We start from the raw sequence: 19,163 nt of genomic DNA on the forward strand, positions 1-19,163 counted from the left end.
GTGATGAAAAAGTTTTTCAAGAAAGTCGGCGCATTCTTGCGTCAGACCTGGGTCTGGACCTTGCTGCTGGTGCTGTTCGTCGCGCTGCTGGTGTGGTTCGTCGGGCCGCTGCTGGCGGTCAATGACTACAAGTTCTGGGAAGGTTCGACCTCCCGCCTGCTGACCATCAGTGTGCTGTTCCTGATCTGGGGCCTGACCATGGTCTTCGTCAGCTGGCGCGCTGGCGTACGCAAAAAGGCTATCGAAGACACCGAAGACGGCCAGGACCGTATCCGCCGTGAAGAGTTGATCGACGAAGAGCAGAAAGAGCTTCGCGTACGCTTCAAGGATGCGTTGAAAACCCTGAAGACCTCGAGCCTCTATCGCGGTCGCAGCGAGCGCTGGCGCAGCGATTTGCCGTGGTACTTGCTGATCGGTCCGCAGGGCAGCGGCAAGACGAGTCTGCTGGACTTTTCGGGCCTTGAGTTTCCGATCAACAAGATCGACCGCAAACTGACCCGCGACACCCTCGGCACCCGTCATTGCGACTGGTACTTCGCCGACCACGGTGTGCTGATCGACACCGCCGGGCGTTACTTGACCCAGCCGGATGCCGAAGTCGATGGCAGCGCCTGGAGCACCTTGCTCGACCTGCTGCGCAAGCGTCGCCGTAACCGTCCGTTGAACGGCGTGCTGGTGACCATTCCGGTGGAAATGCTGCTGGGCAACACCGAGCAAGACCTCGACACCCTGGCTCGCCAGGTACGTGCCCGTCTGCAAGACGTGCATCAAAAACTGCACGTCGATGTGCCGGTTTATCTGGTGCTGAGCAAGGCTGACAAGCTGCTCGGTTTCGACGAGTTCTTCGATCAACTGACCCGCGAAGAAAGCGATCAAGTACTCGGCACCAGCTTCCGCAAAGAGCAGAGCGGCACCGACGTCGCCGTGCTGCGCGCCGAGTTCGAAGAGCTGCTGCGTCGCCTGAACAGCCAAGTGATCATGCGCATGCACCAGGAGCGCGACACCCAGCGCCGTGGCCGCATCCTCGACTTCCCGCATCAACTGGGGCAGATCGGCGAGCGCTTGTGCCTGTTCGTCGACATGGCGTTCACCGGCAACCGCTACCAGCGTGTCAGCCAGTTGCGCGGTTTCTACCTGACCAGCGCACCGCACCTGACTCAAGAGATGGACCAGACCACCGCCGGCATCGGCGCCAATCTGGGGATGAACGCTGGCGTGCTGCCGACCTTGCGCAGCGGCCGTTCGCGCTTCATTCACCATTTGCTGAGCCGCGTTATCTTCCCGGAAGCTGACCTGGCCGGCCTGGACAAGCGCGAACGCAGCCGCATCCATTGGGGCCAACGTGCCCTGTACGTGGGCGCATTGGCGGCACTGGCACTGTTCGGCATGCTGTGGGCGGGCGGTTTCTCCGCCAACTACGAGCGTCTGGAAAACCTGCGTAACCTGGCTCAAAACTGGACTCAACAGCGCTCGGCCCTGACCGCGCGTGATGATTCCATGGCAGTGCTCAAGACCCTCGACACCCGCTACGCGGCGACTCAGGTCTTCCCGAAAAAAGGTGACGTGTCGTACCACGAACGTGGCGGCCTGTACCAAGGCGAAGAGGTCAATCCGGTGGTCAAGGAGGCCTACGAGCGTGAGCTTGAAGCGCAACTGCTGCCGAAGGTTGCGACCCTGCTGGAAGGGCAGATCCGCGCCAACATGAAGGACCGCGAACGCCTGCTCAACAGCCTGCGTGCGTACCTGATGCTGAACATGAAAGACCGTCGCGACGGCCCGTGGCTCAAGGATTGGGTGGCCACTGAATGGTCCCAGCGTTACGCCGGCAACACCGCCGTGCAGAACGGTTTGAACACCCACTTCGAGCGTTTGCTCAAGCAGCCGTTTATCTACCCGCTGAACGATCAACTGGTGGCCCAGGCGCGTCAGGTGTTGCGCAGCGAGTCGCTGGCCAACGTGGTTTACCGGATGCTGCGCGAGCAGGCTCGCAACCTGCCCGAATATCGCCTTAGCCAACACTTGGGTCCACAAGGTGCGCTGTTTGTCGGCACCGAATACGTGATCCCGGGTTTCTACACCCAGCAGGGTTATCAGCAGTACTTCTCGGTTCAGGGCTCTGCGCTGGTCACCGATATCCTGCGCGACAACTGGGTGCTGGGCGAAGGCTCGGGCATCAGCGGCATGGACTTGCGTCGCCTGATGGTCGAACTGGAGCAACTGTACTTCCGCGACTACGCCAACTTCTGGAGCGAAGCGGTCGGCCAGGTTGCACTGCCTCCAATCAGCGACTTCAGTGAAGGCGCCGAGCAACTGGCGGGCCTGACGTCCGCCAACTCGCCCGTGCTGCAACTGCTGGTGGAAGTGCGCGAGAACACCCGTTTCTCGGTGATCGCCGACAATGCTGATGAAGCGGCCGAGGCGGCGGACAAACTGGGCGAGAAGGGCGGCAAGCTCGGCAAACTCGCGGCGGCTGCGGCTGACAAAGCCGCAGACATGACCAAGAACCTGCCGGACACCGCGAAGAAATCCCTGCAACGCCGCTTCGAACCGCTGCACCGTTTGCTGGATGACAACAACGGCCCGGCCGCTGATTTGACCCCGGCCCTGACGGCACTCAACGACCTGCAACTGCAACTGGCGAGCCTCGCTCGTGCCAGCGCGCCGGAGCAGGCTGCGTTCGAAATGGCCAAGACCCGCATGAGCGGCCAGCGTGATGCGCTGAGCAACTTGCGCAATGCCTCCAACCGTCTGCCGCGTCCGGTCAGCGTGTGGTTCAACGTACTGGCTGAAGACACCTGGCGTCTGGTGCTGAACGATTCCTACCAGTACCTGAACCAGCGTTATCAGACCGAGCTGTACAGCTTCTACGGCAAGGCGATCAACAAGCGTTACCCGTTCAGCGCCCACAGCACCAGCGACGTTGCGATCAGCGACTTCCGCGAGTTCTTCAAGGCGCAGGGCATCAACGATCGCTTCTTTGAAACCTACATGCGTCCGTTCGTGAGTGGCGATCCAGGCAACTACCGTCTGCGCAGCATCGACGGTCACAGCATGCCGATCTCCAAGGTCTACCTCGACCAGATGGCCGCGGCACAAGTGATTCGCCAAAGCTTCTTTTCGATCAACCCGGCCGAGCCACAAGTGCAGTTCAAACTGGAGCCGTACACCCTCGACCCGGCCGTCAGCCGTTCCGAGTTCAAGTTTGGCGACAAGACCATCGAATACCGCCACGGCCCGATCGTGCCGGTGTCGTTCAAATGGCCGACCGACGCTGAAGACGGTCGCACCAGCCTGGTCCTCGACAAAATGGCCGGCCGCCCGATCGGCATCGAGAAGAACACCGGCCCATGGTCGCTGTTCCGTCTGTTCGACCTGATGCAGACCGAGTACCTGAGCGGTCGCGATGTGCTGGTGCTCAAAGCTGACGTAGGCGGCCTGCGCGCCAATTACCTGCTTAGCAGCCAGCGCACACCGAACCCGTTCGACATGGGCGTGCTGCGTACCTTCCGTATGCCGGTGCAGCTCTGATGCTGGTTGCCAGTCCCTGGCGCAGCGCTGCGCGTACCGATCCGGGCAAGGTTCGGGCGCGCAACGAAGATGCTTTCCTGGACTGCCCACAGCAGGGGCTGTGGGTGGTCGCGGATGGCATGGGCGGTCATCAGGGTGGCGACATCGCCAGCCAGTTGATCGTTGCCAGCCTGGCGGAATTGCCGGTGCAGGACGACTTCGACGAACGACTCAAAGGCATACGCCAGTGCCTGCACTGGCTTAACCGTCGTTTGGGTCAGGAGTTGACCGTCACGGCCGGGCGCCACGACAGCATCATGGGCAGCACCGTAGTGGCGCTGCTTGTAGAAGGTAATCGCGCGGCCTGCATCTGGGCCGGCGACAGCCGTTGCTACCTGTGGCGCGGCCAGCGTTTGTATCAGCTGTCCAAGGACCATTCGCTGCAACAGCAACTCATCGACGAGCAACAGATGAGCATCGAGGACGCTCGTGCGCATCCTTCGGCCCATGCCCTGACCCGTGCGGTTGGGGCAGCCGATGTGCTGACGCTGGACGTGCTCGAACTCGAGGTTTACCCCGGCGATACGTTTCTGTTGTGCAGCGATGGCTTGTACCAGGGGCTGAGCACTGATGCCTTGGGCAACGCCCTGAGCCTGACCGCGCCGCACGTTGCGCTGGAGCGTCTGTTCGACGGCGCTCTGCGTGGCTCGGCCCGGGACAACCTGACTGCTGTGGTGATCCGAAAATGACTGAACTCATGCCGCCGCTCGACGACCTGCTGGTGACTGACGAGGAAGCCAATAACCTGACTTACTTCGCGTTCGCCAAATCACACAAGGCTGAACCCGCGCTGGCGCCGACCAAGGCCAGCGTCGGCGAAATGCCCGACGTACTCGCAGGCCGTTACCGCATCGAACGCCTGCTCGGTGCCGGCGGCATGGGCGCGGTTTACCGCGCACGGGATCTGCTGAGCGAACAGTTCGGCGACCCCGACCCTTACATCGCGCTGAAAATCCTCAGCGAAGAATTTGCCGAATCGCCGGACGCCAGTGCCTTGCTCTACAGCGAGTTCGCCCTGACCCGACGCCTGCGCCACGACAACGTGCTGCGTTTGCACAGCTTTGAAGTGGACACCGATTGCCAGCGCGCCTTCATCACCATGGAACTCATGCGTGGGCTGACCCTGGACAAATTACTCTGCGAGCGGCCACTGGGCCTGCCGTGGAAAGAACTGCGCGACATCGCGCTGCCGCTGCTCGACGCGCTGGCCTTCGCCCACGCTCGCGGCGTGCTGCACGGTGACATGAAGCCGAGCAACGTCATGCTCAGCGAAGAAGGCGTGCGCCTGTTCGACTTCGGTCTGGGCCAGGCCGAGGAGGGCATCTTGCCCGGCCTGCCACACCTGAGCCGCAACCGCTTCAACGCCTGGACCCCCGGCTACGCCGCCCCCGAACTGCTCGAAGGCCAGCCGCTGTCGGCCAGTGCGGATGTCTACGGCGTGGCCTGCGTGCTCTACGAATTGGCGGGCGGCAAACACCCGTTCCGCCGCTTGCCCTCGACCGAAGCCCGCGACGGTCACCTCGAACGCGAGCTGCACGCCCCCAGGAATCTCCCGAAACACTGCTGGCCAGCCCTGCGAACGGCGCTGGCATTCAATGCGGCAGATCGAACGATCACTGCCGCCCAACTGCGTGACGCTATGGGCGCCACATCGACTTGGCTGCAACGTCTGCGACGTCGGGCGTAACGGATGACTACCGAACAGGGAGCAAACAATGTTTAACCCTTCCAACGAAACGCATTTCAGCCTGACCGTCGAAGACTACGTCGGCGACCTGCAAGTGCTGTCGTTCACCGGCACCGAAGGCATCAGCCAGCCATATCGCTTCGACCTGGAACTGGTCAGCGAAAACCCTGATCTGGACCTGGAAAAACTCCTGCACAAACAGGCTTTTTTGGCGTTCGATCCGCAGGGTAGCGGCATCCATGGCCAGATCTACCGCGTTGCCCAAGGCGATGCCGGCAAACGCCTGACCCGCTACAAAATCTCCCTGGTGCCGCAACTGCAATACCTGCACCACCGCAACAATCAGCGCATCTACCAGCAGATGTCCGCGCCGAAAATCATCGCGCTGATCCTCGACGAACACGGGATCAAGGGCAACGCCTACAAATTCCAGTTAAGCCAGCCCTGCCCGGATCGCGACTACTGCGTGCAGTACGACGAAACCGACCTGCATTTCGTCCAGCGCCTATGCGAAGAAGAAGGCATTCACTACCACTTCCAGCACAGCTCCAAAAGTCATCTGTTGGTGTTCGGCGACGATCAGACCGTGTTCCCTAAACTCGGGCAACCGACCGCCTATGTGCAAGGCAGCGGCATGGTCGCCGACGAACCGGTGATCAAAGGCTTCAAACTGCGCCTGGAAACCCGCACCGGCCGCGTCACCCGTCGCGACTACGACTTCGAAAAACCACGCCTGCAACTCGAGTCCGCCTACAAACCCGAGACGCAAAGCGACGCGCCGGACCTCGAAGACTACGACTACCCCGGCCGCTTCATCGACCGCGCGCGCGGCAAATTCCTCAGCCAACGCGCCCTCGAACGCCACCGCGCCGACTACCGCCAGGCCGAAGGCAAAAGCGATCAGACCACCCTGGTCAGCGGCCACTTCCTGGAAATGTCCGACCACCCGCGCACCGAGTGGAATGACCTCTGGCTGCTCACCGAAATCTTCCACGAAGGCAAACAACCACAAGTCCTCGAAGAGTCGGTGACCAGCGACACCACCGACAACAAGGACGACTTCCACCAAGGCTACCGCAACCGCTTTCTCGCTACGCCGTGGGACGTGTTCTACCGCCCGGCGCTGGAGCATCCGAAACCGCGTGTACTCGGCAGCCAGACCGCCATGGTTACCGGGCCTAAAGGGGAAGAGATTCACTGCGATCAGTACGGCCGCATCAAGGTGCAATTCCACTGGGACCGTGAAGGTTTGGCAGATGACAAAACCAGCTGCTGGATGCGCGTCTCATCGAGTTGGGCCGGCGATCGTTATGGCGCCATCGCCATCCCGCGGATCGGTATGGAAGTGTTGGTGACCTTTCTTGAAGGGGATCCTGACCAGCCGCTGGTGACTGGGTGCCTGTATCACAAGGAAAACCTCGTTCCCTACGACCTGCCGGCGAACAAAACCCGAACTGTGTTCAAAACCCTCAGTTCACCGGGTGGCGGCGGGTTTAATGAGTTGCGCATTGAAGACAAGAAAGGCGCCGAGCAGATCTTCATCCATGCCCAGCGGGATTGGGATGAAAACATTGAGCATGATCAGAAGATTCGGGTTGGGAATGAGCGGCACGACACCGTCGAGAAGAACACTTACACCGAGCTCAAAGCTGAAGAGCATCGCACCACGATTGCGGATCGCAAGACTGAAGCGCGGATGGATGATCACCTGACGATTGGGCAGAACCAGCATGTGAAGCTGGGGACTGCGCAGCTGACTAGCGTTGGGAAAGAGATTCATCTGAAGGCTGGGGACAAGATTGTGATTGAGGCTGGGATGGAGCTTACCGTGAAGGCGGGTGGGAGCTTTATCAAACTCGACGCTGGCGGGATTACGGTTGTTGGGCCGGTGGTGAAAATTAATGCCGGTGGGTCTGCTGGGAGTGGGACGGGGATTGGGATTAAGCCGCCGGTGCTGCCGGGGGCGGCGGATAAGGATAAGGCGGGGAGTTTGATGGATCAGGCGTTGTTGAATGCGCCGCCTGAGAAGGTTAAACCGAAGGCTTTTTTTGTGTTTTCTGAGTGATGAGATTCGTGATGACAACAAACAAACATGTAAGGCTGGTGAAGTGGTGTTCCATCGCACTGCTGACCTTAGGTATGCACACCTGTGCCTTTGCCTCGTCGTCCATTGATGCTCAATGTCCGAGTGACGACTTTGCAGAGTTCGTTAAAGTTTTCGCCTCCCAGCCTGAGACACAGAAGGCCTTTATCGCCTCTCCCGTCCAAGAGATTCGAGTGGTTTTCGATGGTGATAAGCCGAAGGTAGTCAAACGTAAACTCAAGACACTGGACGCTACTGAATTGAGCGTTCTCATTCCAGAAAATGCCGCTGAGTCGAATCTCACCATTAAGGTCGAATTACCTAACAAGGTGATCGTCCGTGACCAGGTGGGCGGATTTCTGAAAATTTTCGTCTTCAAAAACGACAACTGCTGGGTTCTGAGCCGTGTCGAAGATTGGTCGCTTGAAAACGTTTTAGAGGGTGTGGCTCGAACGGAAAAACTATCGCCCGGTGAGCGAGAGCTGAAGAAAGGTGTGTGGTTTGACCGATTGGCTAATCATGCTTCGCCCGAATCCGGTGTTTACCTGTACGCCGCAGCACTGGATAGCTATTTAGCCGGAGCTCAACATGGTTCGCCGCAGGCTGCATTGTCTGCTGCGGGAATCAGTCTTTCTGGACAAGCTCCACGCTTGGATAACACCAAAATTTTGGATCTTTTGGTTGCTGCTTCAAAAAGCATTCCCGACGCAGGCGTGACGCTTGCAAATTTTTACTGCGATGAGGGTGAATACGACGACAAGCACGTCTGTATCAATCCGCAACAGTCAATGGCCGCATTGGAAAGCGCCGCGCACCGAGGCTCAGTTGACGCACTGAGCCAACTGGGCCAAGTGTATGAAGTCGGCAGCATCGTCCCAGCTGATCTGCCCAGAGCAATGGCGTGTTATCAGGAGGTTCAGAAAACGGATCGTGAGTCCGGTGCGCGAGGTGTTGACCACTTAGCGGCCCAAGGCGTCGTCGCTGATAACTCAACTCAATGTCTTAAAGCAGGAAGCTTCCGATGAGTACCGGCCTACTTGAACAGCGGGTTAACTACCCACATAGCCAATATGAATACGGCCCTGCGAAAGGGTACGCCGACGCAGACGCCGACGGTCGCAAGGAAATCGATTGTTCAGGGCTGTTGTACCGAATGTTGAAGGATGCGGGATATTCAATCCCATACCTGACTACGGGACAGTTAAATGTTGACGTAACCCATTTTAACGTCATCCCGCTCGCGAGCGTCGAGCCCGGCGATATTGCACTTTGGATCAATTTCCACGGGCATACGGGGGTAGTCGAGGACATCAACTCAGTACGGACCGCGGGGAATTTTTTCGGCTCGCAATCTTCTTCTGGGCCGAAATCCGCTAAGTATGGGCACCTGAGCGGTTACTGGCCGATGCCAGAAAAGTTTTTGCGTCCGAAAGCCCAATACAGGACGGGGGCGCAACCGGCGCCAGTGGCTGCTCCTGCTCCAGCACCTTCCCCGGCAGGTCCTGCACCTCTGATGAATTTCCAGTATCCATTCAGGAAGGCTGATGGGAAGCAGTTCACCGACGCCGAGGAGATCTACAAAGTCCTTGAAGTTGAAACCTCGGGTCACTACCTGTTGGGCAGCAACAAGTTTTGGCATGGAGGCATCCACATTACCAACTCAAGTGCTCCCCAATGTGTACTGAATGAGCCCGTTCGCTGCATGGCCGATGGTGAAGTCGTTGCTTATCGTCTTAACGAAGATTATCTAGAGTCAACTTTCGGCGACAACGAGAAAAAACTGAAGTACTCCAACTCCTTCTGCCTGGTGCGCCACGAATACAAATCCGCGCCGAATGCGGAAGAAGGACCGAACAAGGGTAAGCAAAACAAGCTGAATTTCTACAGCCTCTACATGCACTTGTTGCCTCATGCTCGTTACCCGCTGGCTCCTGAAGAAACGCCCGCCAAGAAAGTCACCATGAAAGTCGGTGACTTCAATGCCTATCCAACGGCGCCCCAGCCCGGTGTCGTCTCGCAGGCCGACGGAAAACTGGTTAATGGCACTCGACTGGAAATTCTCGAAACGGCCGACAGCGGCGAGCTGACTTATGCCAAAGGTAAAATTCTTTCCGGAAGCGTGAAAAAAGGCTCGACCAAAACCCGTGGTGTTGGAGATGCAGTCTGGTTCGCTTACCTGAAAAATGGAGAGCCCTACAAAAACACCGCAAATACTCAAATCTGGAAGGAAGAGTTGTTGCCCGAGCGTCTTCGGCCGAACTATTGGCAGGGCAAGGTTAAAGCGAAGTTGGTGAAGCGCTTGCCGCTGTACGACGCGCCTGCAACCCCTACTAATGGACAGCCAGCCGGTAGTCCGAAAGGGACGCTGCAGCTGAACGTTGGCAGCGTCATCGAGTTCGACAGTAAAGCGGTGTTAAACCTTTCCGTCGGCAATCAAACGCTGCGTATGGCCGCTTGCACATTAGTGAGTGGTTCGCTTTGGGGGAATGGTGTTATGCCGCCGACGTTCTGGGCCTGTGTGGAGAACGTACTGCCGAATAAATACGTAAGTTGGGAGACCGTCACGCCCAGCGAATTCGATAGTGTTGTAGCCACCAGCACCGGCATCAAGGCGGGTGACCCGATCGGCTACTTGGGGCAGACGGAAAATCTCACCAGCGAGCAAGGCGCGTCGGACAGCAAGTTTCAGGTTCACGTCGAAATATTCACCGCCGAAGCGGAAGTGAAAGATTTCCTCAAAAACCTCGCTGGCCTTAAAACAGGTAAGCAGTACCTTCAATTGCCGACCGGAACGGAGCTTAAGAAAGTAGCCCCGGCGACTGGCACGACACCGCTAAAGCTCGACCACGCTGTCGACCTCGGCAAGGCCCCTGTGGTCAAAGTCGGCCCGGAAGACTGGTACAACGTTAGCATCACCGACGACGGTCAACCGGTTAGCGGACTGGTAAAAAAAACAGGCGCGAAAATCATCACCCAGCACGACTGGGAAAAACTGGGGTTCCAGATTGTTGAAGAAACAAACGCTACGGCGGATGGTTTCCTTGATCCCGAAGACATGCCGCAGTTCTTTAAAGACTTGTTCGCAAAAATTGACACAAACCACGACGGCCAAGTCGAACCAGCTGAGCTCGCGAATGCGTTAAAAAATGCTGAAACACGTTCACGGTGGTCGAAGTTGATCGCTCATCATCCGACCGAATGGAAGGACAAAGCGGACTCTGCAAAGTGGAGTAAATTAGATCAGTTGTTAGAAACCTCCCCCAAAACGTTGAAGCATGAGAAAGAGCGTATTGATAAGTATGTTTTTTGGGATGAGCTCGCGGGAAAGGCGGCTATCAGTTCTAGTTTGATTTGGCATTTTCACCCGATAGCGTTGCTTGATAATTTCATGAGTCAATCCGTATACATAGATGTAGAGCGATTTGTTGCTATGTATGCCGAACAGCACGCATCATTCCAAGCGGAATCTCCCGCACTTTCAGCGAAGTCGAAAGAAAATCTACGGGAAATCGTAAAAAACATAAATATCTACGTCGATAAAAATAGAGAAATGCTGACGATATATGAATTGTCGTATATGTTCGCAACGGCGAGGCATGAGGCATACAACTACACAATCGCAGAATATTTTAGTGCCGCGCCGGAGATTGGGTCGGTTAGTTATTTCGACAAGTATGATCCTGTTCTTGCAGCGAGTGCTGCGCATAGGGAGAGAGCGGTAGGTAACGGAAACACCGTCCAAGGTGACGGTTTTAAATACCGCGGGCGTGGTTTGGTGCACTTGACATGGAAAAACAACTATCAGAAAGCCAAAGATTATTTCGGGATAGATTTTGTTGGAAGTCCTGAAGAGGCTGCTGGATTTAAAAATTCAGTTCCCATTATGATTTGGGGTATGAAAGAGGGTATTTTTACCAATCAAAAATTGGGCACCTATGTAAATAACACCACCAAGGACTATCAAGGCGCCCGTAAAGTTATCAACGGTTCTGATCAGAAGGTTCTGATCGCGAGTTATGCCACTAAATTTGAAGCTATTTTGAGAGCTACATCCGTAGCGCCGGAGACTCGATAAGAATGAAAAAGAAAAACCTGTTTGTCTTGTTGTTCATTGGCCTCTCGTTTACCGTATCTGCTGCTGAAAAAGCAACGGTCTCTACGGGCGATGTTTATGAAGTAGATGAAGCGACTCAGAGCCTGAAAGTTAGCTGGTCGGGCGGAAGCAAAATTGTTGAAGGTGTCATTGGCGATAAAGGAGAAGTTACGAGAGACTTCGTTGACTTCAATGGCACTAAAGCGTTGCACTATGAAAACCTGGCATCGAGCACTCCGTTTGAAGCGTACTTTACGCTGAGTAGGCAAGGAGACAATGTCGTTGTCGATTGCATATATGCAAATATACGTAATGACAGAAATGGTATTCTCATCAACAAGGCTGTTTGTGATCTTAACAGACAGCTCGTCGAGGATTATGAGGAGTCGATCTATGAGTTTTCTGACGAGTGGAAGAACATTGCGGGAAGAATCTCAATAGAGTCTTTGAACAGGACTCCGTCGGTAGCTTTGAATGTAGATGAGGCTCAGTACAAGGACATCCATTTGGTGAGAACTTATAAATCTCAGGACGATTTGGTATCTAAATCGCCGTCGGGTGCTGTTAAGCAAGGCAGCACCCAACATCAGTTCAACTCTGACGCAATCTTCTCTGTATATAAGGCCAGTGACTTGAAGTCTCCTCAGTATTTAGAAGTGGCGGAAAAAGGTATCGAAAAAACCTTTACACGCTATGATTATGAAGGTTTGAAAGCGTTGTTGAAGTAATCTTAATATTGAGCGAATTGGGGCGGATTGTTTTTTAACGTAAATAAATCCGCTCTATTTTGAACAGCCCAAAGGGGACGGGTTTATTTGTGATGATATGGTCGCCAATAAATAAATTCGTCCCCTTTTCTTTTGACCCTTCTCAGTTAGGGAAAAGGGGGTGAGATTCTTCAAGGACTGAAAAAATGAAAATGCCCAGTCGTTTTGCATTGCTATTACTTGGTCTGGTTCCGCTTTCACCTGCATTTGCCGATGACGATTGCAAAGAAATCACATCCAGCACGCAGGCTGACCACTGTGCCGAGCTTGCGATGAAAAACGCTGATTCGCAGTTGAATACGCGTTATCACGAACTGATGGCGCGGCTTGAAACCCAGTATAAACGTGACCCCCAACTGGGCGCGGCGTATGCAGTAAAGGTTAAGGAAGCGCAGCGGGCGTGGGTGAAACTGCGCGATACAAACTGTGCTGTGGAGGCCTTTGAAATTGGGGCTGATAAACCCGCTTACGCGACGGCCGTGAACAATTGCATCACCCGGATGAGTCAGGAGCGCTCGGTCGAACTGGACGGAATCGCCCCGCCAGCAATCGCCTGTCCCTCGACCGACTTCGCTGATTTCCTCGCGTCCTTTTCGGAGCGCGTGGATGTGCAAAAAGTCTTTGTACAACGGCCGCTGCAACTCGTCACTACGGTGGCTGGAGATTCCGAACCGGAAATGAACAAAAACACGTTGAGTGACGAGCAGATCAAGTTTCCGCTGATGCCGGATCGAGCGAGGCGCGAGGCGGATGGCTTGACGCTTTCCGTCAAGGAACAGCAGGGCAACACCGCCACGGCGCTTCTGCAAAAGCCTGATACCGATTATGTATTCGAGTACCGATTTGTGCGTGGGCAGTGTTGGGTGCTTAGAGAGGTTATGGATTATTCGCTTTAGCCCTGGGAAATAGCCTCTCCAAATCAGAGATTGAAGAAATGAAAATGTTTAACAGATCCGTAGCATTGATGATTGCATTCCTGCCCGCTTCAATTGCCTTGGCGCAGGACAATTGCAAGGTAATTACCTCGAGTGCGCAGGTTGATGAATGCGCGGAAATGACCCGCAAGACAGCCGATGTGTCGCTCAATGACAGCTACAAAACGCTTCTGGCGAGGTTTGAGCTCCAGCAAAAACATGACCCCGATCAGGGCAAGGTATTCATGGCCATGGCCAAAGACGCCCAGCGCGCCTGGATCAAGTTGCGGGACAGCACTTGCCCACTCGAAGCCACGAATACCGAGCCAGGTGTCGCGGCGCATACCACGACGATCAATAACTGCATCGCCAGAATGAGTGTGGAGCGTGCGGCTTATCTGGACGGGATCGCGCCGGATGGGGAGGGTGGCGTGATTGATCCCAACAGGATTTCCAAGGCAGGCGCCCAACGTTACGGCGATGTCGTGGTTCGTTATGTGACGACCTTTGGCAGCCCTTGCCTCAACGTCCAACTCCTGGCACCTGACGGCGGTTGGCGAGTGATGTCAACCGCCGAGTTTTGCAGTTTTGATGACAAGTCGTTTTGGGATGGTTATTCCGATGCCGGGTTTGAAAACCATGCGTTTGCTGCTGACGGATTGCATGTGACGCTTAGCCTTTCCGAGCTTCGTGGCAATGGCGAGGAGCGTCGCGAATGTGTGATTCCGATCCAGGGAGGCGACATCAAAAATATGAAATGCGCAGAACCTTAAAAACAATGAAATCGGTGTGATTTTTGAAAAGGCTATGTTTGACGCTGCTGCCAAGAAAGGGGACTTTACGTCCCCTTTTTGTATTCGCGGTTCTGCTACACCTTGGCCCGATGCTCCGCCGGATTCGGCGAATCAATATGATCCAGCGCTCGCTCCACTAACAGATGCACACCGACCGCCATTCTGCTGAGTGCCAGTGCAACGGAACGGCGTGAGCCTTCTACGCTGTCGGCCAGGTCGGCGGCGATGGCGCTGATGGACAGCAGGTCTTCTGAGGCGTTGGCCAGGATGGTTTCGGTGTGGAGGTCGGGAGCGACGATGAAGAGATCGCCATTGCGACGTTTAGGTTTTTTATCTGCAGGTGTGCCGAGGTGAAGATCCAGGGCGCGTTCGGCGGCTTCGTGGAGTTTTTTTGAATCTAAGGATTCGTAGGGCGATGTGTCTTCGTGTTCGGGGGGATTAGGTGTTGGCTTGATCATAGATGTATCTCCTGGAATAAAGAGACTGACACCGTTTCGCTTTGCACTTCGAAAGAGGTGGCAGCTGTGCGTTGGTGTGCAAGACCGATCCAGGAACCGGCAGACCCGAAGGTCTCCGACGCACAGCCGCCATAACGATCCGCGAGCATAGGAAAACGCTCGACGAATAGCCATAAGCAATTGCGCACCTGGATTCGGACTTGCACGTCCGTGTCACCGATTTGCGGCGACCACCAAAGACTATCGGTGATACCGAAGACTGCCTAGTTCACGGACAGCCCGGCGTGTTGAAGGAAATGTCCGAGAGGTTTGAGGGGATCAAGATCAAAAGATCGCAGCCTGCGGCAGCTCCTACGGGATTGTGTTTCTTCAGGTGTAGGGAATGTGTCGGGAGGTGACGCGGAGCGTCACGGGATGCATTACTTTGCTGCGCATGGGAACGATCAGGTTGGCGTGACTTGGTAGTCATTGGCGTCAAAAATACCTGCATCTTCTTCTAACGCAACCAGACAGTGGCGTTCTCGCTTGAAGCCGCTACACTGCGCCGGCCGTTCATTTTCCTTTTGAGGCTGTGCGCATGAAATTTCGTTTTCTTCTGTGGATGCTGGGTTTGTTGATGGGTAAGGCCAGTCGGACTAATCCTGCGTTTCAGCAGCAGTTGGGTGACAAGGAGTTGGTGTTTCAGCTACAGACCCTGGACGGGAAAGTGGCGCGGCATTTCTTTGTGAAGGATCAGCGCATCACCAGCAAGTCGGGCGTGTATGCCGAGCCTGCGTTTGCGATTGCCTTTAAAGATGCGGCGTATGGCTTTGCCACGATGCAGGCGAAGAACAAGCAGTTGGCGTTTATGACGGGGATTCAGGACAAGTCGATTCAGATCAAGGGCAACCCGGCGCTGGTGATCTGGTTTCAGGGGTTGACCAAGTATTTGAAGCCTAGGAAGGCGAAGGTAAAAGCCAAGGCTTGAGGTCGATGATTAACCCTGTGGCGAGGGGACTTGTCCCCGTTGGGCTGCGAAGCGGCCCTCAAGCCTGAGACTGGGTTGTATCAGGCGTACCGTGTTGGCTGGGTTTGCGACTGCTGCGCAGCCGAACGGGGATAAATCCCCTCACCACAGGGGGTGTGGTGATTCAGGTAGACCGGGGTGGATTCATCGCGAGCAGGCTCACTCCCACAGGGATTTAGGTGATCCCCTGTGGGAGTGAGCCGGCTCCGGGCGGCGTTCCGACGATGCTTTTAGGCCTGGGTGAATTGCGAAGCCAGTTCGCGCAGCAGCACTTCGGCTTCAAGCACTTTAGTGACGACGTCGTTGGCTTTGTCGCGAGTCAGGCCGACGCGTTCCAGCAACGCATCCGGGATGTCTTCATCCGGGCCGGAGCCGATGCCACGGCTACGCAGCAAACGCACTGCCAGGCACACTAGATTCGGGTACTCGGCGTAATCGCCGTCGTAGCCCGGGTCGTGCTGGAAGCGCAGCGCAGTGGCCAGTTCTTCGGGCATGTCCCAGTAGCGCATCAGCCACGAGCCGATCTGTTCACGGCTGATGCCCAGCAAGTGTTGCTCGACGTAGCTGTGGCACAGGTGCGGGTTGACCTCCAGGTGACGGCAGATCAGCGAGAAGTGTGGCGGGAACACGTGGGCCAGCAGCAAGTAGCCGAAGTTGTGCAGCAGGCCGGCGAGGTAGGTCAGGCCGGCTTCCGGGCGCTGGGCGCGCGGCATGGCGCGGGTCAGGCCTTCGATGACGGCGGCGGTGTAGATCGATTGCTGCCAGTACGGCGTGGTGTGTTGCGGGTGGTCTTTGGGCAGGCTCAGGGTTTTGCCCAAGGCCAGGCCCAGCGCCAGGTTGATCACCAGGTCGAAGCCCAGCACCCGCACGATGGCATCTTCTACTGAGCGAATCTTGCCCGGCGAGGCGTAGTACGGCGACGCCGCCCAGCTCACGACTTGTGCGGCCAGGGCCGGGTCGGTTTCGACGACGCCGGTGATGTCGTCGATGGTGGCGTTGGGGTCGACGCGCAGTTTGATGATTTTCTGCGCGGTCTCGGCCAGCGGCGGAATCTCGATGGTCTCTTCCAGGCGTTGCTGGATGCGTCGTGCGGTGAACGCTTGAACGGCCTGGGTGATTTCCTCGCGGTCATCGTGAGGGCGGTCGAGGTTCGGGCGAATGCTGATCAGCGCTTCGCCGAAGTTGGCGGCGCTGGCCTTGGTCAGCATGGTCTTGAAGTCTTCGCTGGTGATCTCCAGCAACACGCCCGGCTCGCCCGAGTTGATCAGCAACTTCGGCTCGCGCAGCAGGCTTTCTTCATACAGGCACGGTGAACTGGTGAGCGCCGGCATGCCGGGCAGCAGGCTCAGGTTGTGTTTGCCGAGCATTTTTACCAGGCGTTCGGTGGACACGGCGGTGAGGCGGCGGCCGGTCAGTTCGGCGAGGCGATTGAGGTCCAGCAATTGGCTCTGCGGGAACAGCACCATGAGCGTGCCCACGGCGTCATCAAGCAGAACAGCCTGCACTTTGCGTGCGGCGTTCAGGCCGTGATGGTCGAGGACTTCTTCGTAGGCGATACCCAGTTTGCCCAGCATCAGCCGAATAACCGACGGAGCGTGCGGGGTGGCGGGTGCGAGGGCAACTTCGGTCATGGTCTGTATCCGTTTTAAAACAATGGCAGGAGTATAACCAGCTTGCTCAGAACGGTGGTTCAGAAACTGCGACGGTGCTCACACTTGGCCGTATTGCTGCCCATGACGTAGCCAGCGGTCGAGCAGCGGGCTGACGTGATCCGGCCAGCGCTCCAGCAGCGCCTGGGCGGCGTCGCGCACGGCGGGCAGCAGATCGGCGTCGCGCATCAGGTCAGCGACCTTGAATTGCAGCAGGCCGGTCTGGCGCGTGCCGAGCATTTCGCCGGGGCCGCGCAGCTCGAGGTCTTTTTCAGCGATGACAAACCCGTCGTTGGTTTCGCGCATGATGCCCAACCGCTGACGACCGATCTGTGACAGCGGTGGATGGTAGAGCAGCACGCAATGACTGGCGGCGCTGCCCCGACCCACTCGACCGCGCAACTGGTGCAATTGCGCAAGCCCGAGGCGTTCTGGGTTTTCGATGATCATCAGGCTGGCATTGGGCACGTCGACGCCGACTTCGATCACGGTGGTGGCGACCAGCAGTTGCAGGTTGCCGGCCTTGAATTCGGCCATGACCGCGGCTTTCTCGACGGGCTTCATGCGGCCGTGGATCAGCCCGACCTTCAACTCGCCGAGGGCGGCAGTGAGGTCTTCGTAGGTGGTTTCGGCGGCTTGGCAAGTCAGCTCTTCCGACTCTTCAATCAGCGTGCACACCCAATAGGCCTGACGCCCTTCGGCACAGGCGCCGCGCACGCGTTCGATGACTTCGACGCGCCGGGTATCGGTGATCAGCACGGTGTTCACCGGGGTTCGGCCGGGCGGCAGTTCGTCGAGGATCGAGGTGTCGAGGTCGGCGTAGGCGCTCATGGCCAGCGTCCGGGGAATCGGTGTGGCGGTCATGATCAGCTGATGCGGACACATCCGCCCGCCGACACCTTTCTGTCGCAGGGCCAGCCGTTGCTGCACGCCGAAGCGGTGCTGTTCGTCGATGATCGCCAGTGCGAGGTTTTTGAACTGCACTTCGTCCTGGAACAGCGCGTGGGTACCGACCACCATTGGTGTGCCGTTGGCAATCTGTTCCAGTGCGGCCACGCGGTTCTTGCCTTTGAGCTTGCCGGCCAGCCACGCGACTTCGATGCCCAGCGGTTCGAGCCAGCGCTTGAAGGTGATGAAGTGCTGCTCGGCGAGGATTTCGGTGGGCGCCATCAGCGCCACTTGATATCCGGCCTCCAGCGCCTGCAACGCGGCGAGGGCGGCGACCACGGTTTTACCCGCGCCGACGTCGCCCTGAATAAGCCGCAGCATCGGTTCGTGCTGACTGAGGTCGTAGGCGATTTCGTTGCCGACCCGCTGCTGGGCGCCGGTCGGAGTGAAACCGAGGTTGGCCAGATACTGGGCCGGCAGCTTGCTGGCTTTCGGCATCGCTGGCGCGCGCAGGGAACGCATGCTCTCGCGCAGGCGCTGCTGGGACAGTTGATGCGTCAGCAGTTCTTCAAAGGCCAGACGGTGCTGCGCCCAGTGATGACCGAGGGCGAGTTCATCGACGTCGGCATCGGCCGGCGGGTGGTGCAGGTAGCGGATCGCGTCGGCCAGCGGCGCCAGTTGATAGTCCCGCGCCAGTTCGGTCGGCAGCCAGTCGGGCAGGCTGGTGGGGCCGAGCATCGTCAGGGTTTGCATGCACAGTTGGCGCAGACGCTGTTGGGTCAGGCCTTCGGTGAGCGGGTAAACCGGGGTCAGGGTTTCATCCACCGGCGGCGGCTCGTCGCCGGTGATGGCGCGGTATTCCGGGTGGTAGATTTCCAGCCCCGACGCACCGGGCCGTGCTTCGCCGTAGCAGCGAATCCGCGTACCGCGTTTGAGGCCTTCTTTCTGGGCGTTGCTGAAATGGTAGAAACGCAGGCTGAGCCCGCCGGTGCCGTCCTGCAGGCGCACCACCAGGCTGCGGCGACGGCCCATGACCACATCGGCGCCGCTGACGGTGCCTTCGATCACGGCGTCTTGCCCGGGTCGCAAATGGCCGATCGGGACCACGCGAGTGCGGTCCTGATAGCGCAGCGGCAGGTGAAAAAGCACGTCCTGGAGATTCTCCAGGCCGACCTTGGCCAACTTCTCGGCCATGGCTTCGCCGACACCCTTGAGTGCCGTCACCGACACTTGCGACAACTCGGTCATGGCAGCAAC

Annotated in this window: 13 protein-coding genes; 10 read left to right on the forward strand and 3 right to left on the reverse strand. The window is 57.3% G+C overall.

Going from position 1 to position 19,163, the window contains the following annotated elements; translation table 11 throughout:
* The first annotated feature begins 3 nt into the window (after window positions 1–3).
* The 9 genes from tssM (at window position 4) to ASC74_RS01210 (ending at window position 13,884) form a co-directional block, all read left to right on the forward strand.
* Window positions 4–3,528 (forward strand): type VI secretion system membrane subunit TssM, encoded by a 3,525-nt coding sequence (gene tssM, locus ASC74_RS01170; RefSeq protein WP_056738645.1) that lies wholly within the window; start codon window positions 4–6, stop codon window positions 3,526–3,528.
* Window positions 3,528–4,256 carry a PP2C family protein-serine/threonine phosphatase gene (locus tag ASC74_RS01175; RefSeq protein ID WP_046045025.1) on the forward strand — a complete coding sequence of 243 codons (729 nt, stop codon included), beginning with the start codon at window positions 3,528–3,530 and terminating at the stop codon, window positions 4,254–4,256. Before tssM ends, ASC74_RS01175 begins: the two co-directional genes overlap by 1 nt.
* The gene (locus ASC74_RS01180) at window positions 4,253–5,254 is read left to right on the forward strand and encodes a serine/threonine-protein kinase (RefSeq protein ID WP_046045026.1); all 1,002 of its coding nucleotides are present in this window, start codon (window positions 4,253–4,255) and stop codon (window positions 5,252–5,254) included. The genes ASC74_RS01175 and ASC74_RS01180 overlap by 4 nt, the downstream gene beginning before the upstream one ends.
* A gap of 28 nt (window positions 5,255–5,282) precedes the next feature.
* Window positions 5,283–7,319: a type VI secretion system Vgr family protein gene (gene tssI / locus ASC74_RS01185; protein ID WP_056738647.1), complete on the forward strand. Its 2,037-nt coding sequence runs from the start codon at window positions 5,283–5,285 to the stop codon at window positions 7,317–7,319.
* 11 nt (window positions 7,320–7,330) lie between these two features.
* Window positions 7,331–8,362, forward strand: coding sequence for a tetratricopeptide repeat protein (locus ASC74_RS01190; RefSeq protein WP_056738649.1), 1,032 nt, complete (start codon window positions 7,331–7,333; stop codon window positions 8,360–8,362).
* The gene (locus tag ASC74_RS01195) at window positions 8,359–11,412 is read left to right on the forward strand and encodes a hypothetical protein (RefSeq protein ID WP_056738651.1); all 3,054 of its coding nucleotides are present in this window, start codon (window positions 8,359–8,361) and stop codon (window positions 11,410–11,412) included. Before ASC74_RS01190 ends, ASC74_RS01195 begins: the two co-directional genes overlap by 4 nt.
* A 2-nt stretch (window positions 11,413–11,414) precedes the next feature.
* Window positions 11,415–12,158, forward strand: a complete 744-nt coding sequence (locus ASC74_RS01200; protein WP_056738653.1) for a hypothetical protein — start codon at window positions 11,415–11,417, stop codon at window positions 12,156–12,158.
* A gap of 185 nt (window positions 12,159–12,343) precedes the next feature.
* Window positions 12,344–13,093, forward strand: a complete 750-nt coding sequence (locus ASC74_RS30650; RefSeq protein WP_082555740.1) for a lysozyme inhibitor LprI family protein — start codon at window positions 12,344–12,346, stop codon at window positions 13,091–13,093.
* Window positions 13,094–13,131: 38 nt separating this feature from the next.
* Complete coding sequence (locus ASC74_RS01210; protein WP_236713216.1) at window positions 13,132–13,884, forward strand: lysozyme inhibitor LprI family protein; 753 nt, start codon at window positions 13,132–13,134, stop codon at window positions 13,882–13,884.
* A 95-nt stretch (window positions 13,885–13,979) separates the two neighbouring features.
* Here ASC74_RS01210 and ASC74_RS01215 read toward each other — a convergent pair whose 3' ends face one another.
* A complete protein-coding gene (locus ASC74_RS01215; RefSeq protein ID WP_056738655.1) occupies window positions 13,980–14,363 on the reverse strand; it encodes a DUF6124 family protein in 384 nt (127 codons plus the stop codon).
* Window positions 14,364–14,940: 577 nt separating this feature from the next.
* Here ASC74_RS01215 and ASC74_RS01220 point away from each other — a divergent pair.
* Window positions 14,941–15,330 carry a hypothetical protein gene (locus ASC74_RS01220; protein ID WP_056738657.1) on the forward strand — a complete coding sequence of 130 codons (390 nt, stop codon included), beginning with the start codon at window positions 14,941–14,943 and terminating at the stop codon, window positions 15,328–15,330.
* A gap of 269 nt (window positions 15,331–15,599) precedes the next feature.
* On the opposite strand, the gene ASC74_RS01225 is transcribed toward ASC74_RS01220, so the two are convergent.
* Both ASC74_RS01225 and recG read right to left on the reverse strand, forming a co-directional pair.
* On the reverse strand, window positions 15,600–17,000 hold the full coding sequence (locus tag ASC74_RS01225) for an aminoacyl-tRNA deacylase and HDOD domain-containing protein (protein ID WP_056738658.1): 1,401 nt from the start codon (window positions 16,998–17,000) through the stop codon (window positions 15,600–15,602).
* 78 nt (window positions 17,001–17,078) lie between these two features.
* Entirely contained in the window at window positions 17,079–19,154 is a 2,076-nt protein-coding gene (recG, locus tag ASC74_RS01230; RefSeq protein ID WP_056738660.1) for an ATP-dependent DNA helicase RecG, read from the reverse strand.
* Window positions 19,155–19,163 lie beyond the last annotated feature (9 nt).

It is taken from the genome of Pseudomonas sp. Root329 (assembly GCF_001424925.1).
GTDB classification, from domain to species: Bacteria; Pseudomonadota; Gammaproteobacteria; order Pseudomonadales; family Pseudomonadaceae; genus Aquipseudomonas; species Aquipseudomonas arabinosi.